The organism is Acinetobacter albensis, assembly GCF_900095025.1.
In the GTDB taxonomy this organism is placed as follows: domain Bacteria; phylum Pseudomonadota; class Gammaproteobacteria; order Pseudomonadales; family Moraxellaceae; genus Acinetobacter; species Acinetobacter albensis.
This window is the reverse complement of record NZ_FMBK01000011.1, coordinates 1-24,707: the sequence shown is the minus strand read 5'-3', so window position 1 is coordinate 24,707 and position 24,707 is coordinate 1. Positions and strand designations below refer to the sequence as shown.

General features: G+C 37.6%; 23 protein-coding genes and 1 pseudogene. 8 read left to right on the top strand and 16 right to left on the bottom strand.

The features are described from left to right. Positions 1 to 5 precede the first annotated feature (5 nt). The 3 genes from GA0116959_RS10015 to pheA form a co-directional block, all read right to left on the bottom strand. Complete coding sequence (locus tag GA0116959_RS10015) at positions 6 to 389, bottom strand: hypothetical protein (RefSeq protein ID WP_092720583.1); 384 nt, start codon at positions 387 to 389, stop codon at positions 6 to 8. 109 nt (positions 390 to 498) lie between these two features. Next, complete coding sequence (locus GA0116959_RS10010) at positions 499 to 2,745, bottom strand: bifunctional prephenate dehydrogenase/3-phosphoshikimate 1-carboxyvinyltransferase (protein WP_092720582.1); 2,247 nt, start codon at positions 2,743 to 2,745, stop codon at positions 499 to 501. A gap of 20 nt (positions 2,746 to 2,765) precedes the next feature. Further along, the gene (gene pheA, locus GA0116959_RS10005) at positions 2,766 to 3,875 is read right to left on the bottom strand and encodes a prephenate dehydratase (protein WP_053578208.1); all 1,110 of its coding nucleotides are present in this window, start codon (positions 3,873 to 3,875) and stop codon (positions 2,766 to 2,768) included. Between the two features lie 531 nt (positions 3,876 to 4,406). On the opposite strand from pheA, the gene GA0116959_RS14200 reads away from it, so the two are divergent. Continuing rightward, entirely contained in the window at positions 4,407 to 4,619 is a 213-nt protein-coding gene (locus GA0116959_RS14200) for a DJ-1/PfpI family protein (protein ID WP_141684229.1), read from the top strand. Between the two features lie 32 nt (positions 4,620 to 4,651). Here GA0116959_RS14200 and GA0116959_RS09995 read toward each other — a convergent pair whose 3' ends face one another. Both GA0116959_RS09995 and GA0116959_RS09990 read right to left on the bottom strand, forming a co-directional pair. Next, a complete protein-coding gene (locus GA0116959_RS09995; protein WP_092720581.1) occupies positions 4,652 to 5,794 on the bottom strand; it encodes an acyl-CoA dehydrogenase family protein in 1,143 nt (380 codons plus the stop codon). A gap of 149 nt (positions 5,795 to 5,943) precedes the next feature. Beyond that, positions 5,944 to 7,290 carry a dicarboxylate/amino acid:cation symporter gene (locus GA0116959_RS09990; RefSeq protein ID WP_092720658.1) on the bottom strand — a complete coding sequence of 449 codons (1,347 nt, stop codon included), beginning with the start codon at positions 7,288 to 7,290 and terminating at the stop codon, positions 5,944 to 5,946. Between the two features lie 412 nt (positions 7,291 to 7,702). On the opposite strand from GA0116959_RS09990, the gene GA0116959_RS09985 reads away from it, so the two are divergent. Then, on the top strand, positions 7,703 to 8,707 hold the full coding sequence (locus tag GA0116959_RS09985) for a glycosyl transferase family protein (protein WP_092720580.1): 1,005 nt from the start codon (positions 7,703 to 7,705) through the stop codon (positions 8,705 to 8,707). A gap of 208 nt (positions 8,708 to 8,915) precedes the next feature. On the opposite strand, the gene GA0116959_RS09980 is transcribed toward GA0116959_RS09985, so the two are convergent. Then, entirely contained in the window at positions 8,916 to 9,182 is a 267-nt protein-coding gene (locus tag GA0116959_RS09980) for a YeaC family protein (protein WP_092720579.1), read from the bottom strand. A gap of 3 nt (positions 9,183 to 9,185) precedes the next feature. Continuing rightward, entirely contained in the window at positions 9,186 to 10,118 is a 933-nt protein-coding gene (locus GA0116959_RS09975; protein ID WP_406741606.1) for an NAD(+) kinase, read from the bottom strand. A 461-nt stretch (positions 10,119 to 10,579) separates the two neighbouring features. Between GA0116959_RS09975 and mrcB the strand changes: the two genes are divergently transcribed. Both mrcB and GA0116959_RS09965 read left to right on the top strand, forming a co-directional pair. Continuing rightward, positions 10,580 to 12,976, top strand: coding sequence for a penicillin-binding protein 1B (gene mrcB / locus GA0116959_RS09970; protein WP_092720578.1), 2,397 nt, complete (start codon positions 10,580 to 10,582; stop codon positions 12,974 to 12,976). 15 nt (positions 12,977 to 12,991) lie between these two features. Further along, a complete protein-coding gene (locus GA0116959_RS09965; RefSeq protein WP_092720577.1) occupies positions 12,992 to 13,555 on the top strand; it encodes a hypothetical protein in 564 nt (187 codons plus the stop codon). An 83-nt stretch (positions 13,556 to 13,638) separates the two neighbouring features. Here GA0116959_RS09965 and GA0116959_RS09960 read toward each other — a convergent pair whose 3' ends face one another. Next, positions 13,639 to 14,538: a thiamine phosphate synthase gene (locus GA0116959_RS09960; RefSeq protein ID WP_092720576.1), complete on the bottom strand. Its 900-nt coding sequence runs from the start codon at positions 14,536 to 14,538 to the stop codon at positions 13,639 to 13,641. A 140-nt stretch (positions 14,539 to 14,678) separates the two neighbouring features. On the opposite strand from GA0116959_RS09960, the gene hemP reads away from it, so the two are divergent. After that, positions 14,679 to 14,849, top strand: coding sequence for a hemin uptake protein HemP (hemP, locus tag GA0116959_RS09955; protein WP_053578214.1), 171 nt, complete (start codon positions 14,679 to 14,681; stop codon positions 14,847 to 14,849). 64 nt (positions 14,850 to 14,913) lie between these two features. On the opposite strand, the gene GA0116959_RS09950 is transcribed toward hemP, so the two are convergent. The 5 genes from GA0116959_RS09950 to tsaA all read right to left on the bottom strand — a co-directional run bounded on the left by GA0116959_RS09950 (position 14,914) and on the right by tsaA (position 20,122). Then, complete coding sequence (locus tag GA0116959_RS09950; RefSeq protein ID WP_092720575.1) at positions 14,914 to 16,257, bottom strand: sensor histidine kinase; 1,344 nt, start codon at positions 16,255 to 16,257, stop codon at positions 14,914 to 14,916. Between the two features lies 1 nt (position 16,258). Then, entirely contained in the window at positions 16,259 to 16,918 is a 660-nt protein-coding gene (locus tag GA0116959_RS09945; RefSeq protein WP_092720574.1) for a response regulator transcription factor, read from the bottom strand. Between the two features lie 175 nt (positions 16,919 to 17,093). Continuing rightward, positions 17,094 to 17,456 (bottom strand): NirD/YgiW/YdeI family stress tolerance protein, encoded by a 363-nt coding sequence (locus GA0116959_RS09940; RefSeq protein ID WP_053578217.1) that lies wholly within the window; start codon positions 17,454 to 17,456, stop codon positions 17,094 to 17,096. 94 nt (positions 17,457 to 17,550) lie between these two features. Next, positions 17,551 to 19,308, bottom strand: coding sequence for a type IV pilus assembly ATPase TfpB (tfpB, locus tag GA0116959_RS09935; RefSeq protein WP_092720573.1), 1,758 nt, complete (start codon positions 19,306 to 19,308; stop codon positions 17,551 to 17,553). Between the two features lie 82 nt (positions 19,309 to 19,390). Continuing rightward, complete coding sequence (tsaA, locus tag GA0116959_RS09930; protein WP_092720572.1) at positions 19,391 to 20,122, bottom strand: tRNA (N6-threonylcarbamoyladenosine(37)-N6)-methyltransferase TrmO; 732 nt, start codon at positions 20,120 to 20,122, stop codon at positions 19,391 to 19,393. 105 nt (positions 20,123 to 20,227) lie between these two features. Between tsaA and GA0116959_RS09925 the strand changes: the two genes are divergently transcribed. Then, positions 20,228 to 21,007, top strand: a complete 780-nt coding sequence (locus GA0116959_RS09925; RefSeq protein WP_053578219.1) for a ferredoxin--NADP reductase — start codon at positions 20,228 to 20,230, stop codon at positions 21,005 to 21,007. A 437-nt stretch (positions 21,008 to 21,444) separates the two neighbouring features. On the opposite strand, the gene GA0116959_RS09920 is transcribed toward GA0116959_RS09925, so the two are convergent. After that, positions 21,445 to 22,011, bottom strand: a complete 567-nt coding sequence (locus GA0116959_RS09920; RefSeq protein WP_092720571.1) for a TetR/AcrR family transcriptional regulator — start codon at positions 22,009 to 22,011, stop codon at positions 21,445 to 21,447. A gap of 262 nt (positions 22,012 to 22,273) precedes the next feature. On the opposite strand from GA0116959_RS09920, the gene GA0116959_RS09915 reads away from it, so the two are divergent. Further along, on the top strand, positions 22,274 to 23,113 hold the full coding sequence (locus GA0116959_RS09915; RefSeq protein WP_092720570.1) for a hypothetical protein: 840 nt from the start codon (positions 22,274 to 22,276) through the stop codon (positions 23,111 to 23,113). A gap of 90 nt (positions 23,114 to 23,203) precedes the next feature. On the opposite strand, the gene GA0116959_RS09910 is transcribed toward GA0116959_RS09915, so the two are convergent. Continuing rightward, on the bottom strand, positions 23,204 to 23,815 hold the full coding sequence (locus tag GA0116959_RS09910; RefSeq protein ID WP_092720569.1) for a cation efflux transmembrane domain-containing protein: 612 nt from the start codon (positions 23,813 to 23,815) through the stop codon (positions 23,204 to 23,206). A gap of 76 nt (positions 23,816 to 23,891) precedes the next feature. On the opposite strand from GA0116959_RS09910, the gene GA0116959_RS09905 reads away from it, so the two are divergent. Continuing rightward, a complete protein-coding gene (locus GA0116959_RS09905; protein WP_244878588.1) occupies positions 23,892 to 24,308 on the top strand; it encodes a Cd(II)/Pb(II)-responsive transcriptional regulator in 417 nt (138 codons plus the stop codon). 304 nt (positions 24,309 to 24,612) lie between these two features. Here GA0116959_RS09905 and GA0116959_RS14350 read toward each other — a convergent pair. Beyond that, positions 24,613 to 24,707, bottom strand: a pseudogene (locus GA0116959_RS14350) (FAD-dependent oxidoreductase); the annotation flags it as partial.

The window sequence follows — 24,707 nt, the reverse complement described above, 5'->3', positions numbered from 1 at the left end:
TTCAATTAGCCTTTCCACTCAAACTCAGCAAAAGATTCGTCTTGCTTTAACGTATTTTCGACCGCTTGCGCCAGTTGTTTAATCACGCTTTGTATTTCAATCCTTGAAAACCAATCCTGCTCCTCTTCAGGATGTGAAGAAATTTCACACATCAATAGGCCATTTTCAGGCTTTTTTCGACAAGTGACAGATAAAGGTAATGGATGATTTTCCACACTTACCGACAATTGCTTTGAATCTGTGCAGATATTTTGAGTCTTAAAGCCATATTGTTCAAGTTGCTGTGCCAAAAGATCCGCTACATAAGCTTGAGTCGTATCACAATCATTGGACTGTGCTGAAGCCAGATTATGCTTTTCACAATGTGCGGTAAATTGTAGTTTTCTCATTTCCTGATCCAAGTTCATTTTTATTGTATGGTTTTAGAATAAGCAATAAAAACAAAACAACCAAGCAAAAGCTTGGTTGTTTTCAAACAAATAACAAATATCAGACCAATTATTCACTCACTTGAATAGTAAGCCCTGCTTGATTGGTCAGTTCAGTAAAGGTTGGGAAACTGGTTGCAACCGTTTCTGTTCCTACAATTTTAATTGCACCTGAAGTACGTAAACCCGCCATACTAAAACTCATGGCAATACGATGATCATGATGTGATTCAATTTCACCACCAGTGAAAATTGCAGACCAGTCACCCGCTTTGCCCTGACCTTCAATAACAATGCCATCATCCGTCGGTGTGCAGTCAATTCCCATCGTTTTTAAACCATCTGCCATCACTTGAATTCGATCAGACTCTTTGACTCGAAGCTCCGCAGCTCCTGTTAAAATGGTTTGACCCTCAGCACATGCTGCTGCAATAAAAAGTGCAGGAAATTCATCGATCGCCAAAGGAACTTGATCTTCAGGCATATGAATACCCTTTAAAGTACGTGTGCCTTTAATGCGAATATCTGCAATCGGTTCACCGCCTGCAATCCGTTCGTTTTCTACAGTTAAGTCTGCACCCATTTGTTTCAAAATTTCAATTACACCTGTACGTGTTGGATTAATACCAACAGCTTCTAAGGTAATATCTGAACCTTCAGTAATTGCAGCACCGACCATAAAGAAAGCCGCTGAAGAAATATCTGATGGAACCTGAATGTCAGTCCCAATCAGCTTTCCACCGCCTTGTAATGAAATACGATTTCCTTCAGTTTTTACATCATAACCAAAAGCACGTAGCATACGTTCAGAGTGGTCACGCGTAGGTTCAGGCTCAGTAATTGAAGTTTCACCCTTTGCCCATAGACCTGCCAATAAAATACCTGATTTCACCTGTGCAGAAGCCATAGGCAAATCATAATGAATGCCTTGTAGATTTTGACCACCCATCATAGACACAGGTGGTGTACCACGTTCGCCCGTGGTTTGAATTTGCGCACCCATTGCACGCAAAGGTTGAGCAATTCTTTCCATTGGGCGTTTAGACAACGATGCATCACCCGTCATCACCGAATCAAACTTTTGTGCAGACAACATACCTGAAAGTAAACGCATGGAGGTTCCAGAGTTCCCCATATACAAAGCACTAGCAGGGGCTTTTAAACCGTGCATGCCCACCCCATGAATGGTGACTTCACCATTTTTAGGCCCCTCGATACTGACACCCATATCTCGAAAAGCCTGCAAAGTCGCCAAAGCATCTTCACCCTCCAAGAAACCGGTAACACGCGTTGTACCTTCTGCAATTGCGCCAAACATGATGGAGCGATGTGACACTGATTTATCACCGGGTACCGTAAATTTACCTTGGAAAGTTTTCGCACCGGGTAAAATAGTAAATTGTTGTGTCACTTTATTTTTCTCCATCAAAGGTTTATTGGCAAGCATATGATTGAAATGTTGTCGTGCGGCTTGCGCATGTCCCAACACCCCCATTAAAGCCTGTGAGTTTTCATCTTCAATTAATTGACGTAACGTTGCGAGCTGTTTTTCAAAGCCGTCTACCGCCTTCAAAATTGCTTTTTTATTGGCAAAAAAAATGTCATGCCACATATGCGGATCACTGGCGGCAATTCGGGAAAAGTCTCGAAATCCGCCCGCAGCATAACGAAAAATATCAAAATTATCTTCTCGGCTAGCCAATTGTTCAACCAAGTTAAATGCCATCAAATGCGGAAGATGACTGGTATGTGCCAACACTTCATCGTGTTTATCAACATCCATGCAAATTACATCTGCTTTCGCAGCTTGCCACAATTGAATTAATTTATTTACAGCCCAGTCACCACTGCTTGGAAGTGGTGTTAAAATCACTTTATGATGAACAAATAGATCAACCTTACCTGCATGCACACCGGTATGTTCTGCCCCTGCAATCGGATGACCTGGAACAAAACCTGCCGGCAAGTTTTCACCATAGACAGCTTTGGCTGCTTCAACTACATTACCTTTGGTACTACCTACATCAGTGATAATGGTCTGATCTGATAAATACGGTTTGATGGTTTCCAAAATTTTCTGTGTCGCACGCACAGGCAAAGCTAAAACCACAAGGTCTGCACCTTGTACAGCATCTATAGGGTTGCTATAACCTTCTTTAATCAATCCGAGTGCTTTAGCATCATCTAATGTTTTTTGCGAACGTGTCGATGCCACAATTTGATCTGCTAATTTTTCAGCAATGATTACTCGAGCCAAGCTTGAACCAATCAATCCGAGCCCAATAAATGCAACTTTTTTAAATAGAGGTTGTGACATGACTATTTCATAAACCCTGATTACAATACCGCGATTGGATAAGAACCCAAAACTCGAACTTCTTTGACCAAAGGACGAATTTCTTCAATCGCTGCCTTAACATTGTCCTGTTCAACATGCCCTTCTAAGTCCACAAAGAAGACATACGCCCATTTTTCAGGTAAGGCTGGACGTGTTTCAATGCTGGTAAGACTAATATTGTGTCTTGCAAAAGGCGCAAGAATCTCAAGCAATGCTCCTGCACGATCGTGTGCAGAAATAAGTAAAGACGTTTTATCATTGCCACTTTGCGGCACTTTTTCACGTCCAATGACCAAGAAACGCGTGGTGTTTTCTGGATTATCTTCAATGTTGCTCTGTAGAATTTCTAACTCGTAAATATTTGCAGCGACATCCGATGCAATCGCAGCCGAATGCCATTCATTACGAATACGACGTGCCGCCTCTGCATTTGAATTTAATGCAACGCGTTCGACCCCAGGATAATGCGCATCAAGCCAGCCACGACATTGCGCCAATGTTTGTTGGTGGGCATAAATTTGTTTAATACTATTTTTTTGCGTATTCGATGAAACTAAAAACTGATGATGAATGCGCAGCTCTACTTCACCAATTACATTTAAAGGTGAGGCTTTAAAACAGTCTAAAGTATGATTAACAATACCCTCAGATGAGTTTTCAACAGGCACTAACCCATAATGTGCACTACCCGCTTCCACTTCACGGAACACTTCATCAATGGTAGGCAACGGACGCACAATGGCATCTTGACCGAAATGTTTCAATACTGCTGAATGAGTATAAGTGCCAACTGGCCCTAAAAATGCAATACTTTGAGGTGCTTCAAGCGCTAAACAAGCAGACATAATTTCACGAAATAAACGCGCCATAGTGACATCAGATAAAGGGCCTTCATTCCGTTCCATGACATTACGTAAAACTTGTGCTTCCCGCTCTGGACGATAAAACATTGGATTTTCTTCTGATGCAAATTTTGCTTTTGCAACAGCCTCCGCCAATTTTGCACGGCGATTGATCAGTTGTTGAATCTGCTGATCGACAGAGTCAATATCTTCACGGATTTTAGGAAGGTCTAGAGAAGTCATCGTGTTTTGATCATCGTTGATCATTGTTATATCGCCCTGTTACAAAAACGGTTTATGCAAACAGTATAACAATAGTTAGCTTTTAAATGTTACGCAATCAAACTTTGCTTGATTCAGTCTTAAAAACATACAGTTGATTTATTCATCAATTTTAAGGCATTTAAAATCACCATCATTTTAATTTTTGTTTGGTGAATAATTTGAAGTTTCATTTCAATCTAGAACTCATTTCAACATATATGTCTGCATCATTTATCGATCTAATCAGCCTTCTTGAATAATCATTTTAAAACTCAGATCAGGCATTAAGTTGAATTGGTCTTGAGTTTAATCAGATTTTTTATATTTTAGATTGTACAATGAGAAATGAGTGTTTGATTTTATTCCTGATTTTTTTGCAGGGCAATCAAATGATAATGAAGTCTCAAAAATTATCAAAATATTGAAATTAATCATTATGTTGTTTTTTTAATCAATATTATAAAATTCTCAATAAAGCACTCGGAGAATAATAATGTCAAAAAAAATCGCTAATTTAGTCACTTGTAATTTTGAATTTGTGATCGCTCTTCACTTCTAATTAATACTGAAGTAGTCAATAGTCCCTTAATAGCGACCATTCAAAGGATTGCACCCGATCTTATTCATGCGGGTACTGTTTACCGTGATGCTGGCGTAGTGAACGATAATAATTTATATATTTCTTCTCGCTCACCCGAGGATTTACCCGCATTTATTCAAGAAAGTTTGCTGGTTTTAGGGCGTTAAAAAGAGTCCTTCAACTCTTTTTAACGCAGTAATTAACGGCCCAATAAGCTACGTGCGACAATTTCTTTCATAATTTCATTGGTTCCGCCATAAATACGTTGAATACGCGCATCGACAAAGAAACGTGAAATTGGGTATTCAGACATATATCCGTAGCCACCAAAAAGTTGCAATAAATTATCGGCAATCTTCATTTGCATATCGGTTGCAAAACTTTTTAAGGCAGCTGCAGTTTCTACATCCAATTTGCCTTGCATATACAGTTCGACATTTTGATTATAAAAAGCAGCGGTGGCTAACTCATCTATTTTTGCTTGAGCAAGAACAAAACGGGTATTTTGGAATTGACCAATCGCTTGACCAAATGCTTGGCGCTCTTTAACGTAGGCAACGGTTACATCAATAGAACCACGAATTGCCCCGATTGCCGTTGAAGCAATCGCAGTACGTTCACGTGGAAGTTCCTGCATTAAGTAAGCAAAACCTTGTCCTGCTTGCCCTAAGAGTTGATCTTTGGGCACTTTAATATTATCGAAAAATAACTCTGAAGTATCTTGTGAATGTAAACCAATTTTATTGAGATTGGTTCCCTTTTTAAAACCGTCTAAATGGGTATCTAACAACATTAAAGATACGCCTTTTGCGCGTGCTTGAGGATCAGTTTTTACTGCTAAAATAACCAAATCGGCATGCTGACCATTTGAAATAAATGTTTTTGAACCGTTGAGCAGGTAATGATCAGCATTTAAAATGGCATTGGTTCGCATCGCCTGTAAATCTGAACCTGCACCAGGTTCTGTCATCCCAATTGCACCAACAACTTCACCAGACACCATTTTAGGCAACCAGTATTGTTTTTGTGATTCTGTACCAATGTGCAAAATATAAGGTGCTGCAATTTCAGAATGGCATGAAATTCCCGTTGATAAAGCACAAAACCCCGCACGCGCAGACTCTTCAACCAACATCAACGAATAATGCGTAGGAACGCCATAACCGCCATACTCTTCTGGCACATCGATACACAAGTAACCATTCTCACCCAATAAATTCCAAATAGAACGCGGCATAATGCCTTCATGTTCCCATTGTTCATAATGGGGAGCGACATGCTCACTCATAAAACGTTTGAAATTATCACGAAATAGTTCTAAATCAGCATCATAAGCCAACATATAGCATCCTTGTATCGGGTTATTGTTTATTTTCTTCTGCTCATCCTATTCATTTTAAAGTGATCTGTCATGTTCCATTTGCCTCATCATGCGTGATTTTTTAGCCAATAAAAAAGGAAGCCGCAGCTTCCTATTTTTTAAATGATATTTTAATGATGTGCTGAATTGGTTTCTTCCAGCATTTTGGCATCTATATATTCAGGGTTATTTAAAGCATGATGAAGCTTTTCTGTGTCTAATTGTCCGACCCATTTTGCTACAACAATCGTCGCTAAAGAGTTACCTACAAGATTAGTCAATGCACGTGCTTCTGACATAAAACGGTCAATACCTAGAATCAACGCTAAACCTGCTACTGGAATATGTCCAACTGCAGATAATGTTGCAGCCATCACAATGAAACCTGAACCCGTTACACCCGCTGCACCTTTCGAGGAAATCAAAAGCACAATCAGCAATGTCACCTGATGTGAAACATCGAGTTGTGTATTGGTCGCTTGTGCAATAAAAATAGCGGCCATGGTTAAGTAAATAGACGTCCCATCCAAGTTAAATGAATAACCTGTTGGAATGACTAAACCGACGACTGACTTTTCACAACCCGCAATTTCAAGCTTTTTCAGCATGCGGGGTAAAACCGATTCTGAAGAAGATGTGCCCAATACAATCAGCAGCTCTTCACGAATCATACGAATCATTTTTAAGATACTAAAACCGCAGAAACGGCTAATAGATCCTAAAATAATGAAGATAAACAGTAAACAGGTAATATAGAAACAGATAATCAACTGAGCCAATTGTGCAAGGCTACCAATACCATATTTACCAATCGTAAAGGCCATGGCACCAAATGCACCGATTGGCGCAAGTTTCATAATCATGTTCACAATATTAAAGAATACATGTGATACTTGATCAATAAATTTCAGTACAGGTTTGCCTGACTCGCCTAATTTATGTAAAGCAAAACCAAATAAAATTGCAAACAACAATACCTGAAGAATTTCGCCTTCCGCAAAAGCCCCCACCACAGTATTTGGAATAATATTCATGAAGAAATCAAGAGTAGACTGAGACTGCCCTGATTCCACATATTTAGAAATACCCGAAATATCTAAAGAGGCAGGGTCAATATTCATGCCTACACCGGGTTTAGCAATATTAATGACCAGCAGGCCAATTAATAAGGCAATAGTCGAAACAATTTCAAAATAAAGTAATGCAATACCACCGGTTTTACCCACCGATTTCATACTTTCCATACCTGCGATACCACTCACGACAGTACAGAAAATAACAGGTGCGATAATCATTTTGATGAGACGAATAAATCCATCACCCAAAGGTTTTAATTGTTCTCCCAGACCGGGTACATGTTTTTCAACACCATTAACGAGTTGTGTTCCACTTGGAAAAAAATGACCGATGAGCACGCCGGCAATAATAGCGACAATCACTTGAAAATAAAGTGATTTGTATAAAGGTTTTTTAGCCATAATCATAACTTCTTCATGTATTTCCGCACGCAGAAATATCTATTTTGTCTTGCCTATTCTTACGAATATACAACCCTGACCTTTTTACAAGATGCAAAAAGACAATGAGTTCTTGTGAAAACCCGATCTAAAGATGAGAAAATATTCATAAGTGAAATAACCCATTTTACAGCTGGTCTTTAAATGAGCTGTCATAAAAATGGATTAAGGAGATCATGAAAATTTAAATAAATTCTATAAGCAGAAAGTGTACTTGAATTTAGATCAAAAAATGTTAACACGTATCCTTTTCGATTGTTTTTCACACAAAATCCATTCAGACATTAGTCTAATATAGATATTATTTTTTTCTTCATTTTATTTTTATGTCATAGTGAGGAAACTCATTTTGATACGAAATACTGTGATTGGCATGGATACAAAAAGAAATCTTTATAAAAATATTGAGCATCCATTTGCCCAATTTGTTCGTATTGTTGGTAAAGGCAAAAGTGGTGCTCGCTCGCTCAGTTATGAAGAAGCCTATCAAGCGTTTAGTATGATCTTAAATGATGAAGTTTTAGACGTACAGCTTGGGGCATTCTTAATGCTGTTACGTGTCAAGGAAGAGTCTGTTGATGAGTTAGCAGGTTTCGTGCAAGCAACACGTGATCAACTTCATTTTAAAGCGTTGCATGTAGATTTAGATTGGTCTTCTTATGCGGGCAAACGTAAACATTATCCTTGGTTTTTACTGGCAGCATTAACACTGGCACAACAAGGTTATAAAATCGTCATGCATGGTGCTTCTGGACATACCCTTAATCGCGTATATACCGAACAGGTATTAGAATACTTCGGTTATCATATTTGCCAAAATGAAATAGATGTGGAACAACAATTACAACAATTTAATTTTGCTTTTATTCCTCTACATGTCATTTCACCCAAATTAAGCGATTTAATTGCATTGCGAAATGTGATGGGTTTACGTTCGCCCATTCACACGCTTGCACGTTTAATTAATCCATTCAATGCGAAAGCAACCTTGCAGGCTATTTTTCACCCTGCTTATCGGAGTTCACATCAACAAGCTGCTTTTAAATTAGGTTATAAAAATAGTGCTGTCATTAAAGGTGAAGCAGGCGAATTTGAACGTAACCCAGATGCTAAAACTTTAATTTGCGGAATTCAAAATGGTGAACTTTATGAACATGAATTACCAAAATTAACGCTTAACCGTAGCCCAATAGAAGAACAACTCGATTTAGATGTATTTAAAGCGGTATGGGAAGGTAAACAAAACCATGAGTATGGTGAAATAGCCGTTACTGAAACAATGGGTATTGCTTTATATACCATGGGCGTTTATGACTCTTATGATCAAGCCATATTAAAAGCCAAACAGCTTTGGGCGACACGTTTCAAAGTGGATTAATTTTTTAATGACAAAACAACATTTCATCATATGAGATCGGTGTTCTTGCGGAGTAGCACTCCGCATTTTACCCTGTCACGAATAAAATACACCTAAACAATACTTCTTAAAAGATTGAAACTTGATGTGACCATCATAGGCTTTGATTTAAATCATTAACTCATAAAAAAAAGACACCTCAGTGTCTTTTTTATCTAAAAGTAAATATTTAGACAAAACGAATTGGTTTAAATTCAGGTTCTGGAACATGCGAATCACACTCTTCACCTTCCTCTTTATGTCCTTTATCAATATAACCACTACGTTCTTTTTCAGGTAAATACTGAGCTTCCCATGCAATCACGGCTTGCATACAAATTTGACGTTGTTCTTGAGTCAATACAATGCCATTAGGCCACTTTCCAATTTCTACTGCTGTCTTCAAGCGCGAAACAATATCAGGATCGAGTACAGCCAACATTTGTTCAATATTCATCATTTAATCCTGCTGTTGTAAAGAGTCAAAGTCTTGATTCCAGCCAAGTTTAGTTCGACATGCCATATAAAAGTCGTAACCTGGCGGATGAAGTAGATTCAATTTAAATGGATGTTTACGGATATGTAAACTGTCACCTACACTCAGTGAAACACTATGTTGACCATCTGCACTAACCATCGGTAGCACACGATTTTCACGAATGATAATCTTGATTTCACTGTGCCCACCGACCACAATCGGTCGTGAAGACAAAGTATGCGGATGCATTGGCACTAAAGAAATTGCATCCATCCCTGGATGAACAATCGGTCCACCACCTGATAAGGCATACGCTGTCGACCCTGTCGGAGTAGATACTATTAAACCATCACTATGTTGCCGATATACATATTGTCCATCAATATTCATTTCAAAATCAATCATATGTACCGAGCGACCTGAATGCAACACCACATCATTCAATGCAATCGCATCATAGATGATTTCACCTTTAGACCGAATTTCCATTTCCAATAAAAAACGACGATCAAGCTGAAATTCACCTTTCAAAACTTGATCGAGTTTATAAATCACTTCAGTTGGCTTAATATCGGTTAAAAAACCCAAACGACCACGGTTTACGCCAATGACGGGGGTATTGTGTTTAACTAACGCTCTTGCGGCATGCAGTAAAGATCCATCACCACCCACCACAATCACCAAATCAACCACTTCACCCAATAAGCTACGACTGACCGTTTGTGTATTGCTATAAGGGACTAATTTCGCTGTTTCCGAATCAAAAACAGGATGTAGACCCAGATTTAAAAGATGATCATGAATAAGACTTAATGTTTCAACGACGGAGGATTTATCTGGACGCCCTATCAACCCAATATTCCGAAAACTTTTATGTGAAATTTGCACCTGCATCATCGCTCCGCTACGACCCATCTATATCATAGCATTAACCCTCTGCATTTTAAAAAAATTTACAGGGCATTTAAAGTCTGGTTTATTGAACTTTTTTGAACACCTTATACATATCGTAATTTATTTATTATTCACCTAAATAGCGATTTAATTCTTTATAGAATTGCTGAATAAAAAATCACACGTCTAATATGTCAAAAATCGTGATCTCTATTGAAAGATAGATGATTTCCTGTTGTGTTCATAAACTTAAGCTCATTTAAAACAGTTATTCTTCATTATATCTTTTCAAGAGATTCAATTAAAAACGTAATTTAAAAATATTCGTCAACCCTCACTAAAATATTTAAAAAACAATCGTTGAACCCAATAAAATTGGCTTCTTCAGGATAATTTTTCCTGCTTATTCACAGATTAATTATTGCAAAATATTGAAAAGCTTCGCATGATTAGCACAATTTATTGGGATTTTAGAACAATTGATGAAGTCTGAACGCGGTATCGGTTTACTGGCCCTTATTTTCTCAATATTAGTCATCGGCGTTTTTATCGTTTTTAGTATCTACTTAATACGCATGGATAATATTGTAAGAGATAAATTTGAAGGACAACGTTGGGATATTCCAGCCAAAGTTTTTGCACGTCCTTTGGAGGTTTACACCAACGCACCTGTAAATCAGACAGACTTTACTCAAGAATTAAAGCTACTAGGCTACAAAAACTCGGAAAGTTATACAAAATCTGGTAGTTATGTGACTTCTGGAAATGAGTTATACGTTCATACACGCGGTTTTGATTTTGGTGATAGCGTAGAACCTGAGCAAATTCTCAAAGTAAATTTTGCTAATAACCAAATTTCAGAAGTGAGTGCAACCAAGCCTTCTTCTACAGGAATTGCGCGTTTGGAGCCTTTATTAATTGGCGGAATATATCCCCAACATAATGAAGATCGTGTCTTAATCAAACTCAAGAATGTACCAAAACCTTTAATCGAAGCTTTAATTGCCACAGAAGACCGTAATTTTTATCACCATCATGGAATTTCAATTCGGGGTACAGCACGCGCCTTGGTGAGTAATGTAACCGGTGGGAAACGTCAAGGCGGTTCTACGCTGACTCAGCAATTGGTCAAAAACTTTTATTTAAGCCCTGAAAAAACTTTAAAACGCAAAGTGAATGAAGCCTTTATGGCGATGTTGATTGAGCTTCATTATGATAAAGATGAGATTTTAGAAGCTTATCTTAATGAAGTGAATCTGGGGCAAAATGGTAATTATTCTATTAATGGTTATGGTTTAGCTGCCCAGTTCTATTTTGGTTTGCCTTTGCGCGAATTAAATACTGCTCAGCAAGCCTATTTGGTTGGGTTAGTACAGGGACCTTCTCTTTTTAATCCATGGAAAAATCCAGAAGGTGCAAAAAAACGTCGTGATCTTGTTTTAAACAATATGCTGGTCATGGGCTATCTTAGCCAACAACAGTTTGAGCAAGAAACTGCACGACCATTAAATGTGATTGCCAAACCTACACTTGGGCCTGCACGTTTTCCAGATTTTCTAGATATTGTACGTCGCCAATTGAGAACAGAATATCAAGAAGGTGATTTAACCAATCAAGGTTTAAAAATCTTTACCACGCTTGATCCAATTGCTCAAATTCAAGTACAAGATGCCTTTAAAAACTCTGTTTCTCGTTTAAGCAATGCTAATCCTAAAAGATTAAAAGATTTACAAGGGGCAGTTTTAATTTCTCATCCAGAAAACGGTGAATTGGTTGCAGCTGTCGGCTCGACCCAAGACTTTACTGGTTTTAATCGTGCCTTAGATGCTAAGCGTCAAGTCGGTTCTTTGCTTAAGCCCGTCATCTATTTAAGTGCAATAGAATCGGGACGTTATACATGGGCAAGTCCAATTGAAGATAGTCATATAACGATTGGAAGTGAAGGAAAAAGCTGGACACCAAAAAACTATAGCGGCGGCGAACACGGTATTGTGCCGATGGCTACGGCGCTAGCAAATTCCTATAACCTTTCAGCTGTTCGCTTGGGTCAAGAATTTGGGGTGTCGACCTTTAGCAATCACCTGAAAAAATTTGGTGTAACTTCAAATATTCCGAGTTATCCATCCATTTTCTTGGGTGCAGTTGATATGTCACCCATGGAAGTGATGAGTATTTATAGTAATTTTGCAACGGGTGGATTTAAATATCCGATTAAATCGATTCGTGCTGTTGTCGATTCTAACGGACGTTTACTCGAACGTTATGGCTTAAGTGTGCAAAAAACGATTGATCCATCTGCAGCCTATATTTTGAATTATGGCTTACAACAAGTGATGAGTTCAGGTACAGGGCGTTCAGCCTACAACACATTACCTGCAGATTTAAAATTGGCAGGTAAATCAGGCACAACCAATGATACACGCGATTCGTGGTTTGCTGGTTATTCAGGAAATTATTTAAGTGTTGTTTGGTTGGGTCTGGATGACAATAAAGTCACAGGTTTAACAGGTTCTTCAGGAGCATTGCCTGTTTGGACCAATGTCATGAACCAGCTACGCCAAAAGCCAGTGAATTTACGCCAAACTGAAAATGTGCAATGGCAGTGGATTGATCGTGCAACGGGACATTTATCTGCACAAGGCTGTGAAGGTGCAATGTACATTCCACTGTTGCGGAATAGCGTTCCACGTCAAGCAACTGCTTGCGGTCTACCCTATTACCAAGTCGAACCTGTTTACAATCCTGATACGGAAAATACTCAAGCGCCCGTCGATCCAAACGATAGTATTGAAAACTATATTCATGAAAGTGAAACTGAAATGCAACGCGATCTTTCGAGTAATACTCAGATTATTTCAAGTGGTCGTTATGAAAACTAATGGTGAAAATTGGTCATGAATGTTTGTTTGAATACTTGTACGAAAATAGCTTTAAGCTTGGGCATTGTGGTATTAGTAGGTTGTCAAAGCTTACCTATACCTCCCTCTCAAGATTCCAAAAAATCACCTTCTTCCGAAAAGCCAGAGACTAAAACCCCTTCTGGCGTTATTATTACACCTTATGAACGTGAAGAAATTCAGCGTAAAAAAATGCAAGTTGTTATACCTGAGCAAAGAAAGACTCAGCAATTTGAGGATGGTCGTCAACTTCCTGCCTTTAAAAAACTGATGCAAAACGCACAGCTTGCATATAAACAGGGTAAATGGAATGAAACCGAAGCGGCTGCTTTGCAAGCACAACGCTTAGCACCACAATCTGCAGAAACTTTTTTATATTTGGCGTTGGTTGCACAGAAAAAAAACAAACCTGTGAATGCCGAAGCGTTAGCCCAACGTGGACTCAGTTATGCGCAAAGCAATGCGATGAAAAAACAGCTATGGCTGGTTATTTTGAAAGCTGCACAGCAGCAAAATGATCAAAAAACCATTCAGCAGGCGCAAAAAGCACTCAAGCAATAGATAAGGGTTATTAGCCTAATACCAAGAAGCGATTCAAAGAGTGAATATCTCTTCTGATCGCTTCTTTTTATTTATTTCAAGGCTTATAAAAAACGAATGCCTGCGATGCCGTAAGCTCCATGTTGCTGTGCTAAATTCAACTCACTCGCTTTCATTCCACCTAATGCAAATACAGGAATATCCACTTGTGAAGCAAGCTTTTCAAACTGCTCCCATCCAAGCGTTGTCGCCTCTGAATGCGTTTCTGTAGCCAAAACAGGACTCAGTAGAAGAGCATCACAGCCTATTTTCTGAGCATGTCGAATTGAAGCTAGATCATGACAAGCCGCAATATATCGCTTACCTACTTTTAAATCTGCTGCACTAAAAGTCAAAACTTGCGTCTGTTTTAAATGAATTGTCGCTATATACTGCTGCTGAATGGAACTTAATTGCTGATAGAGCTCAGTATTTACAATAAGTCTCGATAAATGCTCTACACTTAATTCAGAAAGCTCTATGACACGCTCTGGAGTACTTTCTACCCGCCAATACAACAACTGGTCTTGCGTGAGTGATTTGGCTATTTCTAACTGTTCTGAAATTTTAATTTGATGTGGCCAGTACAAACGTTGAATCATCCCCTCATTTGCTTGAGGAAAATTTAAATCGAGTAATTGCTCACGGCTATACCACGACCAAGGCTGTTGAACTTCATTTAATAAGGCTTCAGGTACAATTGCTTGAAATAAATGTAAATTGACCACGACATCATCATATTCATGATGAATCACATCAAATGCCGACCAATCTTTTAACCCCACCCCCACTTCTTCATAAACTTCTCGTCGGCATGCTGCTAATGGGGTCTCACCCTCTTCCACCTTACCTCCGGGAAATTCATGTTTATTGCCTTGATGTTGTTTTGCTTCGCGCCAACCCACTAAGATTTTGTTCTGATGTAACAAAATCCCAATCGCAATATCAATACTCGGTTTAAACATGCTCTATCCTTTTAACTGGCAATATTACAAAGTGTAAGTAAATTTAAGTTTTTTATAAAATTTAAAAGAATTGATTGACAGGTCTATTCGATAATGATTATCATTTAAATCGTTCCCACATATACCACGGAGTCGACGGAATGAACGCACCATTTAGCTTATTTACCCGTAATAACGAAGCAGCCCATTCATTACCTATGCTGCATTCGAATAACTTATTTTCTTTAGGTCGAGAAATTAGAATTATGCATGCTGGTGAAGAATATCGTTTACGTTTAACACGGAACAATCGTCTCATTCTGACCAAATAAAACAACAAAAACCTAAATAATAATAATCGTGGAAATAGGCAGTATGTGCGCAACATACTGCTTTTTAAGCGTGTAATGTTAAGGGTAATTGAAGTAAAACGCTTAAACCACCATAGCTTGATTGAGAAAAAGAAATATCCCCCTGATGTAAATCGATAATTTTTTTACAAATTGAAATTCCTAAGCCTGAACCTTGCGTTTTTGTTCCTAAAACTCGATAAAAACGCTCACCTAAATGAGTCAATACCTCAGGCGTTACACCTTGTCCATTATCATCAATCCTGATCATGATTTTGTCTTCATGCTGATAAACCTGAATCATGACTTGTCCATTGATTGGGGTGTAGCGAATAGCGTTATCAATTAAATTTCGCAGACAGCTAAAGAGCAATTTCTCATTGGCTAAAATAAAAAGTTGAGATTCTACCTGACTGTTAATATCTGTTTTTTTCTCAAGTGAAAATGGCTGCAAGGCACCTAATACCTCTGTTACAAGAAGCTGAAGATTAACCTGAGTTTTAGGAAGCTGACTGGTATTCGTTGGATCCAATCGGGCCAGTAAAAGTAAATTCTCTAAAACTTGTGTGCCCCGATTGACATCATTTTGCATACTCACTAAATCTTGACTTAAATCGGGATATTTTCGTTTTAAAACCTGTAAACGCATTTGAATTGCAGACAATGGTGAGCGCAATTCATGCGATGCGTCAGCTGTAAAACGTTGCTCGGCAAGCAACGATTGCTGCAAGCGTTGTAATAACTGATTGAGTTGCCATACCATCGGCTGTAATTCTTTTAACTGTGGGGCTTTCTGTTGAATAGGGGCTAAATCATCTGCATTTTTTTCAGCAATATCTTTGGATAATTGATGAATGATTTTAAATTGTCGCTTTACTGAATAATGTAAAATCCCCCATTGTAACAACCACAATAAAATTAGAATAACGCCATATAGCAGCATATTTTGAGCCAGTTCTTTAAAGCGCTGACCGATCGGTTGCATCACCCATACCGACATTTTAAGTTCTGAATCTTCGGCTACATAAGTGCGCCACAATTGCTGATCTTGCCAAATAAAGTGATAACCCGGAATCCAGTTGTCATCAAAAGCTTTACTGTGCTTTTCTATGTAGAAATCTTTGGATTGCGTTAGCACTTGGTGTTGATCTTTTAATAGATATTGAATATCAAATTCATCACTTAACTCATCAACCTGTTGTCCAGCAGCCCGCGTCACATCAGAAATTAACAGCATATCACTCACTTCATCCATGAGTTGATCTTGCACTTGCATGGTTTGATACAGTGAAATCGCGACAAAAAGAAGTAAAGCCAACATACCCGCCACCATTGAGCTAAACAATGAGGTTTTGACGAGTTTGCTTTGTAAAGACACAAGATTTGCCATATTAATTCTGACTCATACGATAACCTAGGCCACGAATGGTTTTAATCAGTGTACTGCCTATCTTCTTACGCAATTGATAAATAAATACTTCAATTGCGTTACTTTCTATTTCATCGCCCCAAGCATAAAGAGATTCTTCTAATTGATCCCGCGTAATGACATGTTCAGGTTTTTGCATCAATTTAAATAAAATCTGAAATTCTTTGGCCGTTAAATTGATAGTCTCACCATTTTGACTGACTGTTTTTGCGTGTGGGTCTAACACTAAATTGGCATAGTGCAAACATGGTCCTACACTCGTCTGATGCTGTCTGAGTTGTGATCGCACTCGTGCAGAAAGCTCTTCCAAACTAAAAGGTTTGACCAAATAATCATTTGCACCCAAATCTAAACCTGTTACACGGTCATTAATGCTATCGCGCGCGGTAATAAAAATAACCGGGGTTTGCTGTTCCTGTTGCCGTAAGGCTTTCAGAATATCATCCCCTGTTGCTTTAGGGAGACCACGATCCAGAAGCACACAATCATAACGATGTTGTTCAATCGCTAAAATAGCATGATCCCCGCGATCGACCCAATCGATATTATAACCGTCCATTTCTAGCCATGTTTTGATGCTTTCTGCTTGAGATACATCATCTTCTGCCAATAAAATCCGCATCTCTTGTACCCGAATTCAATCCTGATTGAACCTTAACATATCATGCTTTATAGATGACTTAATTTAAAAAACCACATGAGCAACTCATGTGGTTTTTGGAAGAAAATCCGCTAATAAATTTGAGATGGTTTGTCTGATTCTCTAAATAAATTCTTAACTAGACAAAGTTCTCAATTTAAAACTGGACAGCATCTACATCAAGTTCAACACGTTTTGCTGGTTTATAATCAATATCAATTTCACCAATCAGTGTTACAGGTGTGGTGGCATTGACAGGTTTACCTTGCCATAACTCATCATCAATATCGACTGTAATACTGCCAGTCGTATCGCGGAATTGATATTTTTCATCGCCAACAGATTTTACAACATAACCTTTTAATTGCACTTTGCTGTCATCTTTTAAAGTTAAAGCTTGTTTGACCGATGTGGTCGTCGTCGGTGCAATCGCTGTTTGATTAATGGCTGTATTCGCCAAAGCAAATGTAGAAGCTCCGACTAAACCGGTAATTAAAGCTGCTTTAGAGATCATATTCATTGTTACATCCTCATTTTGTTGTTCATCATTTCGATAAAATGATTAAAACAAATAAAGATGAGGTGAATCTTAAGATCTCTTCATTTTCAAGAAATTAATTTAGAGGTACCACACGCAGTACTTCTTCTAAAGTCGTCATACCATCGAGGACTTTACGTGCACCTGCAATACGCAGCGGTTCGATCCCTTCTTTCTTGGCTTGTTCACGTAATTGATTCAAGTGAGCATTTGCCCCAATCAATTGTTTTGTTTCTAAACTTAAGGGCATAAACTCATAAATACCCACCCGTCCTTTATATCCCGTCTGTCTACATTCTTCACAACCCATTGCTTGAAAAACAAAATCGGGCATTTCAATAGAGTAATCGAAGGTTAAATGCTTCCATTCTTGCTCATTAATAAAGCTTTCCTGCTTACAATGTGGACAAAGTTTACGGACTAAACGTTGTGCCAAAACACCTAAAATAGTCGCTGCAGTTAAAAATGGCTGGATACCCAAATCATGCAATCGAGTTAAACTTGAAGGCGCATCGTTGGTATGTAAAGTAGATAATACCAAATGTCCTGTCAAAGCTGCTTGAATAGCCATATTTGCCGTATCATGGTCACGAATCTCCCCCACCATAATGATATCAGGATCTTGTCGCATGAGTGCTCGCACGCCATCCGCAAAACCCAGATCAATACCTGCATTGACCTGCATTTGGTTAAAGCTAGGTTCTAACATTTCAATCGGATCTTCAATGGTACACACATTCACTTGTTCCGTGGCCAACTGTTTCAATGAAGAGTAGAGTGTGGTGGTTTTCCCTGAACCCGTTGGTCCAGTCACTAAAATAATGCCATGACTATGTGCAGTTAATGCCTGCCAATCACTCAGTAATCCCCCCTCAAAACCCAATTGTTGAAAACTGCGAACCAATACTTCAGGATCAAAAATACGCATGACCATTTTTTCACCAAAAGCGGTGGGTAAAGTCGATAAACGTAGCTCTGTTTCTTGTCCTTTAGGTGTTCGCGTTTTCAAGCGTCCATCTTGAGGTTTGCGCTTTTCTGCGACATTCATACGGCCTAAAATTTTAATCCGTGAAATGACCGCAGTTAAGGTATTGGCAGGCATTTTATAAATAGTATGCAGCACCCCATCAATTCTAAAACGCACTTTACCTGCATCTTTGCGTGGCTCTAAATGAATATCACTGGCGCCTTGTTCGAAAGCAAACTGTAAAACCCAATCCACCAACTTCACAATGTGCTGATCATTGGCATCAGGATTTTGAGTATCTCCCAATTGCAACAGTGCTTCGACCCCTTTATTATCTCGGTCATAGGCGCTGGCTTTTTGCGAAGAATTCACCGCACGACTAACTTGATAGTATTCAACTAAATAACGCTGTAACTGATCTGGACTAAGCAATACACGCTGAATTTTTTTGGGTGCAATACTATGTTCAAGATTTGCCACCCATTCATTTTTAAATGGTTGATCTGTTGCAATTAATACTTGATCAGGCTGTATTTCAACTGCCAAAATTCTGTTGCGTACAGCAAATTCTTGCGACATGACATTGGTCAACGCCTGCACATCTGCTTTCAAAGGATCAATAATATAAAAGGAGATCTGGGCTTTTTCTGCCAGCCACTGACATAAGCGATTTAAAGTTAAAGTGGATTGTGGATGGAGTTGATCAATCAAATTAAATTGAGCAATCCATTGTAACGGATGCCATTTAAGTTGGTCTCGTTGACGATGCGTAGTTTGTATCAGTAGTTTATTGCGTTCAGTAATGCGTCCATCTTTTTGTAATTGTTCTAAACACCATGCAGTATCTATTTCAAAATTAAAATTCATTGTGCTGCGCCCCCAGATCTCATTTCACTATAACAAACTAAAACTCATCTCGCTTAAAATCACGGGATGAAAAGAAACACCCTTATTTTTTAAATTGCTCAATTGGAATAAGGTCTACAATCATGACTTCACTTAAACCTACCGTAAAACTGATATCCATCTGCGCAAATTTCATTTTATAAATGCGCTCTGGATTATTTTGGTAAGCAGGACGCGGGTCGAGTGATAAAACCTGTTCTAATTCATAAATCATTTGATTCTTTAAAATCTGATGTTCAATTAAATATTGTTTTTGTTGTTCTGCCACATCTTTCCAGACCACCACCTTTCTTTCAGGTTCATCTTGTGCATACCCACTTTCTGCCTGTAGAACTGCATCTGAATATTGAATATAAGGTTTAATATCAATAATCGGTGTGCCATGAAGTAAGTCACTTCCTGTCACATAAACACGAATGGACTTACCTATTTTTTTGACAGATTTTAGTTGCACTACAGATAAACCAATCGGTGCAGGACGATACATACTACGTGTTGCAAACACGCCTATCTTTTTATTTCCTCCTAAACGTGGCGGTCTCACTTGTGGACGGAATTTGGTCTGTTCGTGCTGATTCTTATTGTCATGAAACTGCCACACGAGCCACAGATGACTAAATTCTTCAATTCCTTCAAAAGCAGATGCATCATTAAAGGGGACTTCCATTTCAATATAAGATTCCACTTGCACCAAATTGGGTTGTCGAGGAATACCAAACTTTTCAAGATAAGGAGAATTCATATACCCAATAATAGGCAGATTTAAGTCTGTCATAATCACTTTTTCTGATAAGTTCAATTCATTATATTCAGTTTATCGAGAATGATTTTAGATTAGAATAGTAAGCTGTTCTAATTTGATAATTTATTGAGACCTTTAATGGCTGCTTTCAACGTCGAAAAGATTACTCACGTACACCACTGGAATGACACATTATTCAGTTTTAAAACGACACGCGATACAGCGCTACGTTTTAAAAATGGTCAATTTGTGATGATTGGTTTGGAAGTAAATGGTAAGCCTTTAATGCGCGCTTATTCTATTGCTAGTGCTAACTATGAAGAAGAGTTAGAGTTTTTCTCTATTAAAGTGCCAAATGGGCCACTTACTTCCATTTTACAAAAAGTAAAAGTAGGCGATGAAATTTTAATTTCCAAAAAACCTACGGGTACTTTAGTACATGACGATTTGAATCCAGGTAAAAATTTATACCTGCTTTCTTCAGGTACAGGTCTTGCTCCTTTCTTAGCCACGATTCGTGATCCTGAAACTTACGAACGCTATGAAAAAGTCATTGTTGTGCATGGCACACGTTTTATTTCAGAATTGGCTTATCAAGACTTAATCCTAAATGAACTTCCAAGTCATGAGTTTTTCCAAGAATTGGGAATTCAAGACAAACTCATTTATTACCCAACTGTAACTCGCGAAGAGTTTCGTAATCAAGGGCGTGTCACGACCGCAATTGAATCGGGTGAACTTTTTGAAAAAATTGGTTTAGAGCGTTTTAATCCTGAAGTTGACCGCGCAATGCTGTGTGGCAGCCCTGCTTTTTTGAAAGATGTGGTAGCGCTTCTTGATCAACATGGGTTGAAAGAATCACCTCGTATGGGTCAACTAGGCGATTATGTGATTGAACGTGCATTTGTTGAAAAATAAGACGTAAAATATTAAAAAACCGAACAATTTGCTCGGTTTTTTTTTAAATTCAATTATTTAATTTAATTTAATATTGTTTAAATTATAATCAAATCAATATTTTTTCGTCAGAATTTACCAAAAATTCAGCTCAAATTGTTGTCTTATGGAATAAAACTATCTATACTCTCAAACATAAACAGACAGGTCTGTATATACTTGTTTTGTTTCATTGAGCTGAATTAATAATACATCCAGAGGGCACTTTAGGAGCATAAAAATAATATAAGAAAGGAGTTTTCAAACTTCTCATAACATTAATATTTTAGTCAGTTTCATTTATGAAAATGATTAAAATATTAAATAAGAAACTTTCAGCGAGGCGTGATATAAAAAATATACACGCTTTTTTATTTTCTAAAATTCCATATTGATCAAAAAGAATTCACTTAAAAATATTAATTGGGCATTAATTCTAATTGAATCAACTGAGCAACCCGTTTCCAGTACTCATCAATATTAACTGAATTTTTATCAATTTGAGCCTGTATAGTCATGCCATCTAAAATGCTTGTCAACAGGATTGCCAATTGTAAAGGCTGTTTAATCTGCATCTGTGCTAAGGCAAAACGAATTCGTTCCAATAACCATTCTTTGTATTCTGTCGCAGGCTGCATGGTGGATGGATAAATTTTAGATATTTCCTCAACTGCTTTTTGAAACATACAGCCGTTAAAATCGTCCATATGAAACCAAGCCTGATACCAAAAAAATATGGTTTTGATATGTCCTAAATAATCATCTTTTTCACACTGCGCAATCGCAGAACCTAAAGAATCTTGTATATTCATATTCCTACGATGCAAACACTCTTCAATGAGTTTCGCTTTAGAAGGAAAATATTTATAAAATGTCATCTTAGCAACACCGGATTCACTAATAATCCGGTCAACTCCAATCGAGTTATAGCTATGAGAATTAAAAAGATACAGTGCAGTATGTATGATGTCGTCTTTTTTAGACATTTTATTTACCTATCAACCTTATCTTCATTTTAAGAATAAACCGTGAAAAAAATTAAAAAAGGACATTTTTATAATATTCAAATACCTACACGTAATAGTATATCATTTTTTTATGACATAAAAAAACTGATGTGTAAGATTCACTCACATCAAGAAATGGCAATGCCAAATATTTGAAATAAATGTATTTTATATAAAACAATGTGGCGTATTGATATTTTTTTTACTATGATTAAATATCTTAAAATTTGATCTCTACCTTATGAGTACGCTTTCTTTCACACAATCTGAATATGCACGAAAAGCAGCTTTAGAGTTTATTCAACACTCAATTCCAGCATCTTTGTGGAATAAGCATGTGAATGAAGTTCGGCAGCTTAAACAAAGCTGTACTCAGCACCCCTTGTTTGAACATCCCATTTTAACGCGTTTAAATAATCAGATGTTATCACTTGATCAATTAAAATTTATCCATCTTAATTATTTTACAGCAATTGTAAAAACCTTTACCGATATTTTAAGCATGGTCATTTATCAAGCCTTACAACTTGAGCAGCATGAGAATATTCATCATGCAGACCGTGTTCATGCAAAAGCCCATGCACGTTATTTGTTATCGCTGAACTTAATAGATGAATTGGGTTTTAACACGCATGAGCTAAGTTTGAGTTCGCCTGCAAAATCACATCTCATTTATTATATGGATTTATTGAACTCCTTACAGGTTCAACCGCTTAATTCTGAACAGGTGGTTTTAGAAGCACATGCTTTAAATCAGTTTATTCAAGATCAGCTATCCTCTTATAATGGTCTCTTGTTAATTTTAGCTTGTGCAGAATTACAAGTTATTCAATTTAGCGAAGCGCTGAGAGTAAATTTGGAGAAATATAATCCAGAATTCACAGAAGGTTACTATGCTTGTCATGGTGTAGTCGATCATTCAGAAAAATTAGCCAACGATAATAACCATGAAGAAGATTTGTGGGCCCTTCTTACTCAAAGCTATAGCTGTGATCAACAATCTCAGTACGAGAAACTCATTCAACAATATTTACAGCTTTGGGAAAATTTTTGGAGCAAAATGCATCAAATGACGCTTTAATTTTTATAAATCTGAATTTGATGCACCACTCTTCTTTAAACAAAATGATGATAATACTTATAACTGAATGAAAAATACGTAAAATTCAATCTATTTAGGATGGTCTTGTTGTTCTTTAATTGCTTTTTTAATGACCTGATAGCCACCTGTTAATCCTAATATTGACATGATCAAAGCGACCAGCATATCTGGAATTAAACTTCCAGTTCCAAATACACCCATCGCAGCTAAAATTACCGCAACATTTCCAATTGCATCATTTCGGCTACACAGCCAAACCGATTGCATATTAGAATCACCATCTCGAAAAGCATATAAAAATCCAGCAGATATAACATTTGCAATTAAGGCGAACACCCCGATTATCCCCATTGTGATCGCTTCAGGTGGAATACCCTGTGTATAGGCAGAGATCGTTTTCCCGATGACTACTACACCAAAAGCAGCCATGGTCATGCCTTTGATTAAAGCCACAGTTGCACGCCAATATAGACTCAGGCCCAATACCGCCAGTGAAATACCATAATTCACAGCATCACCCAAAAAATCTAAAGAATCAGCCCATAAGGCAGAAGAATTCGCATAGGTTCCTCCAATAAACTCAACCAAAAACATGACTGCATTAATAATCAATGCAATCCATAATGCAGTCCTAAACTTGCTGTTTATGCGAGGCGGTTCTGGGGTGCAACCACAAGTCATACTTTTCTCCATTGCTTTTAAAAGCAGTTGTATTATGCTCATTCAAAACTATGGACTAACTCCAAGGTCAAGTCTTATGATGAAAATTACGCCACATTATTTAATTAAAGATTTGGCAAAAAAGGCACAACTCAGTCCAGATACTATTCGTTTTTATGAAAAGAAAAATCTGATACAACCCAGTTTTCGCGCAGAAAATCATTATCGTTATTATAATGATGAGGTCTTAAAGCGTTTAATTTTTATTAAGCGTTGTCGTGCCTTAGATATGTCTTTGAATGAAATTCAATTACTAATAACACTTGAGCAGCAACCGAATCGGGATTGCAACGCAGTTAATCATTTGATTGATGAGCATTTAAAACAAGTAGAAAGTAAAATTTTTGAATTGCAAAATTTTCAAGTACAGCTTCAATTGCTGCGCCAATCCTGTATCACACAAACCACAATAGATCATTGTCAGATTTTAAAAAGCTTAGAATCGGTAGATTGAATGATTAGGCATTTAATTATTTTAAATTTTATAACTCAATTTCTGTATAAGTACCTGATTCTATATACTTACAAATAACTTAAACCGTTATTTAAGTTAATAAGAAGAGCGCTATTACTTTTATGATGTTCTTGTCATCTTTTGATCATAATTAAGCATTAAGCTAAGCGTAAATAAAGACAATAGATAAAACAAAAAGAGAAAAAAAGAACTTAGGCTAAGCGTTCTAAATTCCGATTAAAAGTAAAAAATATAAACAAAAGCCAAAGTATCTGAGAAATACTTTGGCTTTTTTCTTAAATTATTACCCCTCAGCGCGGATCAAATAATCAAAGGCAGATAATGCAGCCTTCGCACCTTCACCTGTCGAAATAATAATCTGCTTATACGGTACAGTCG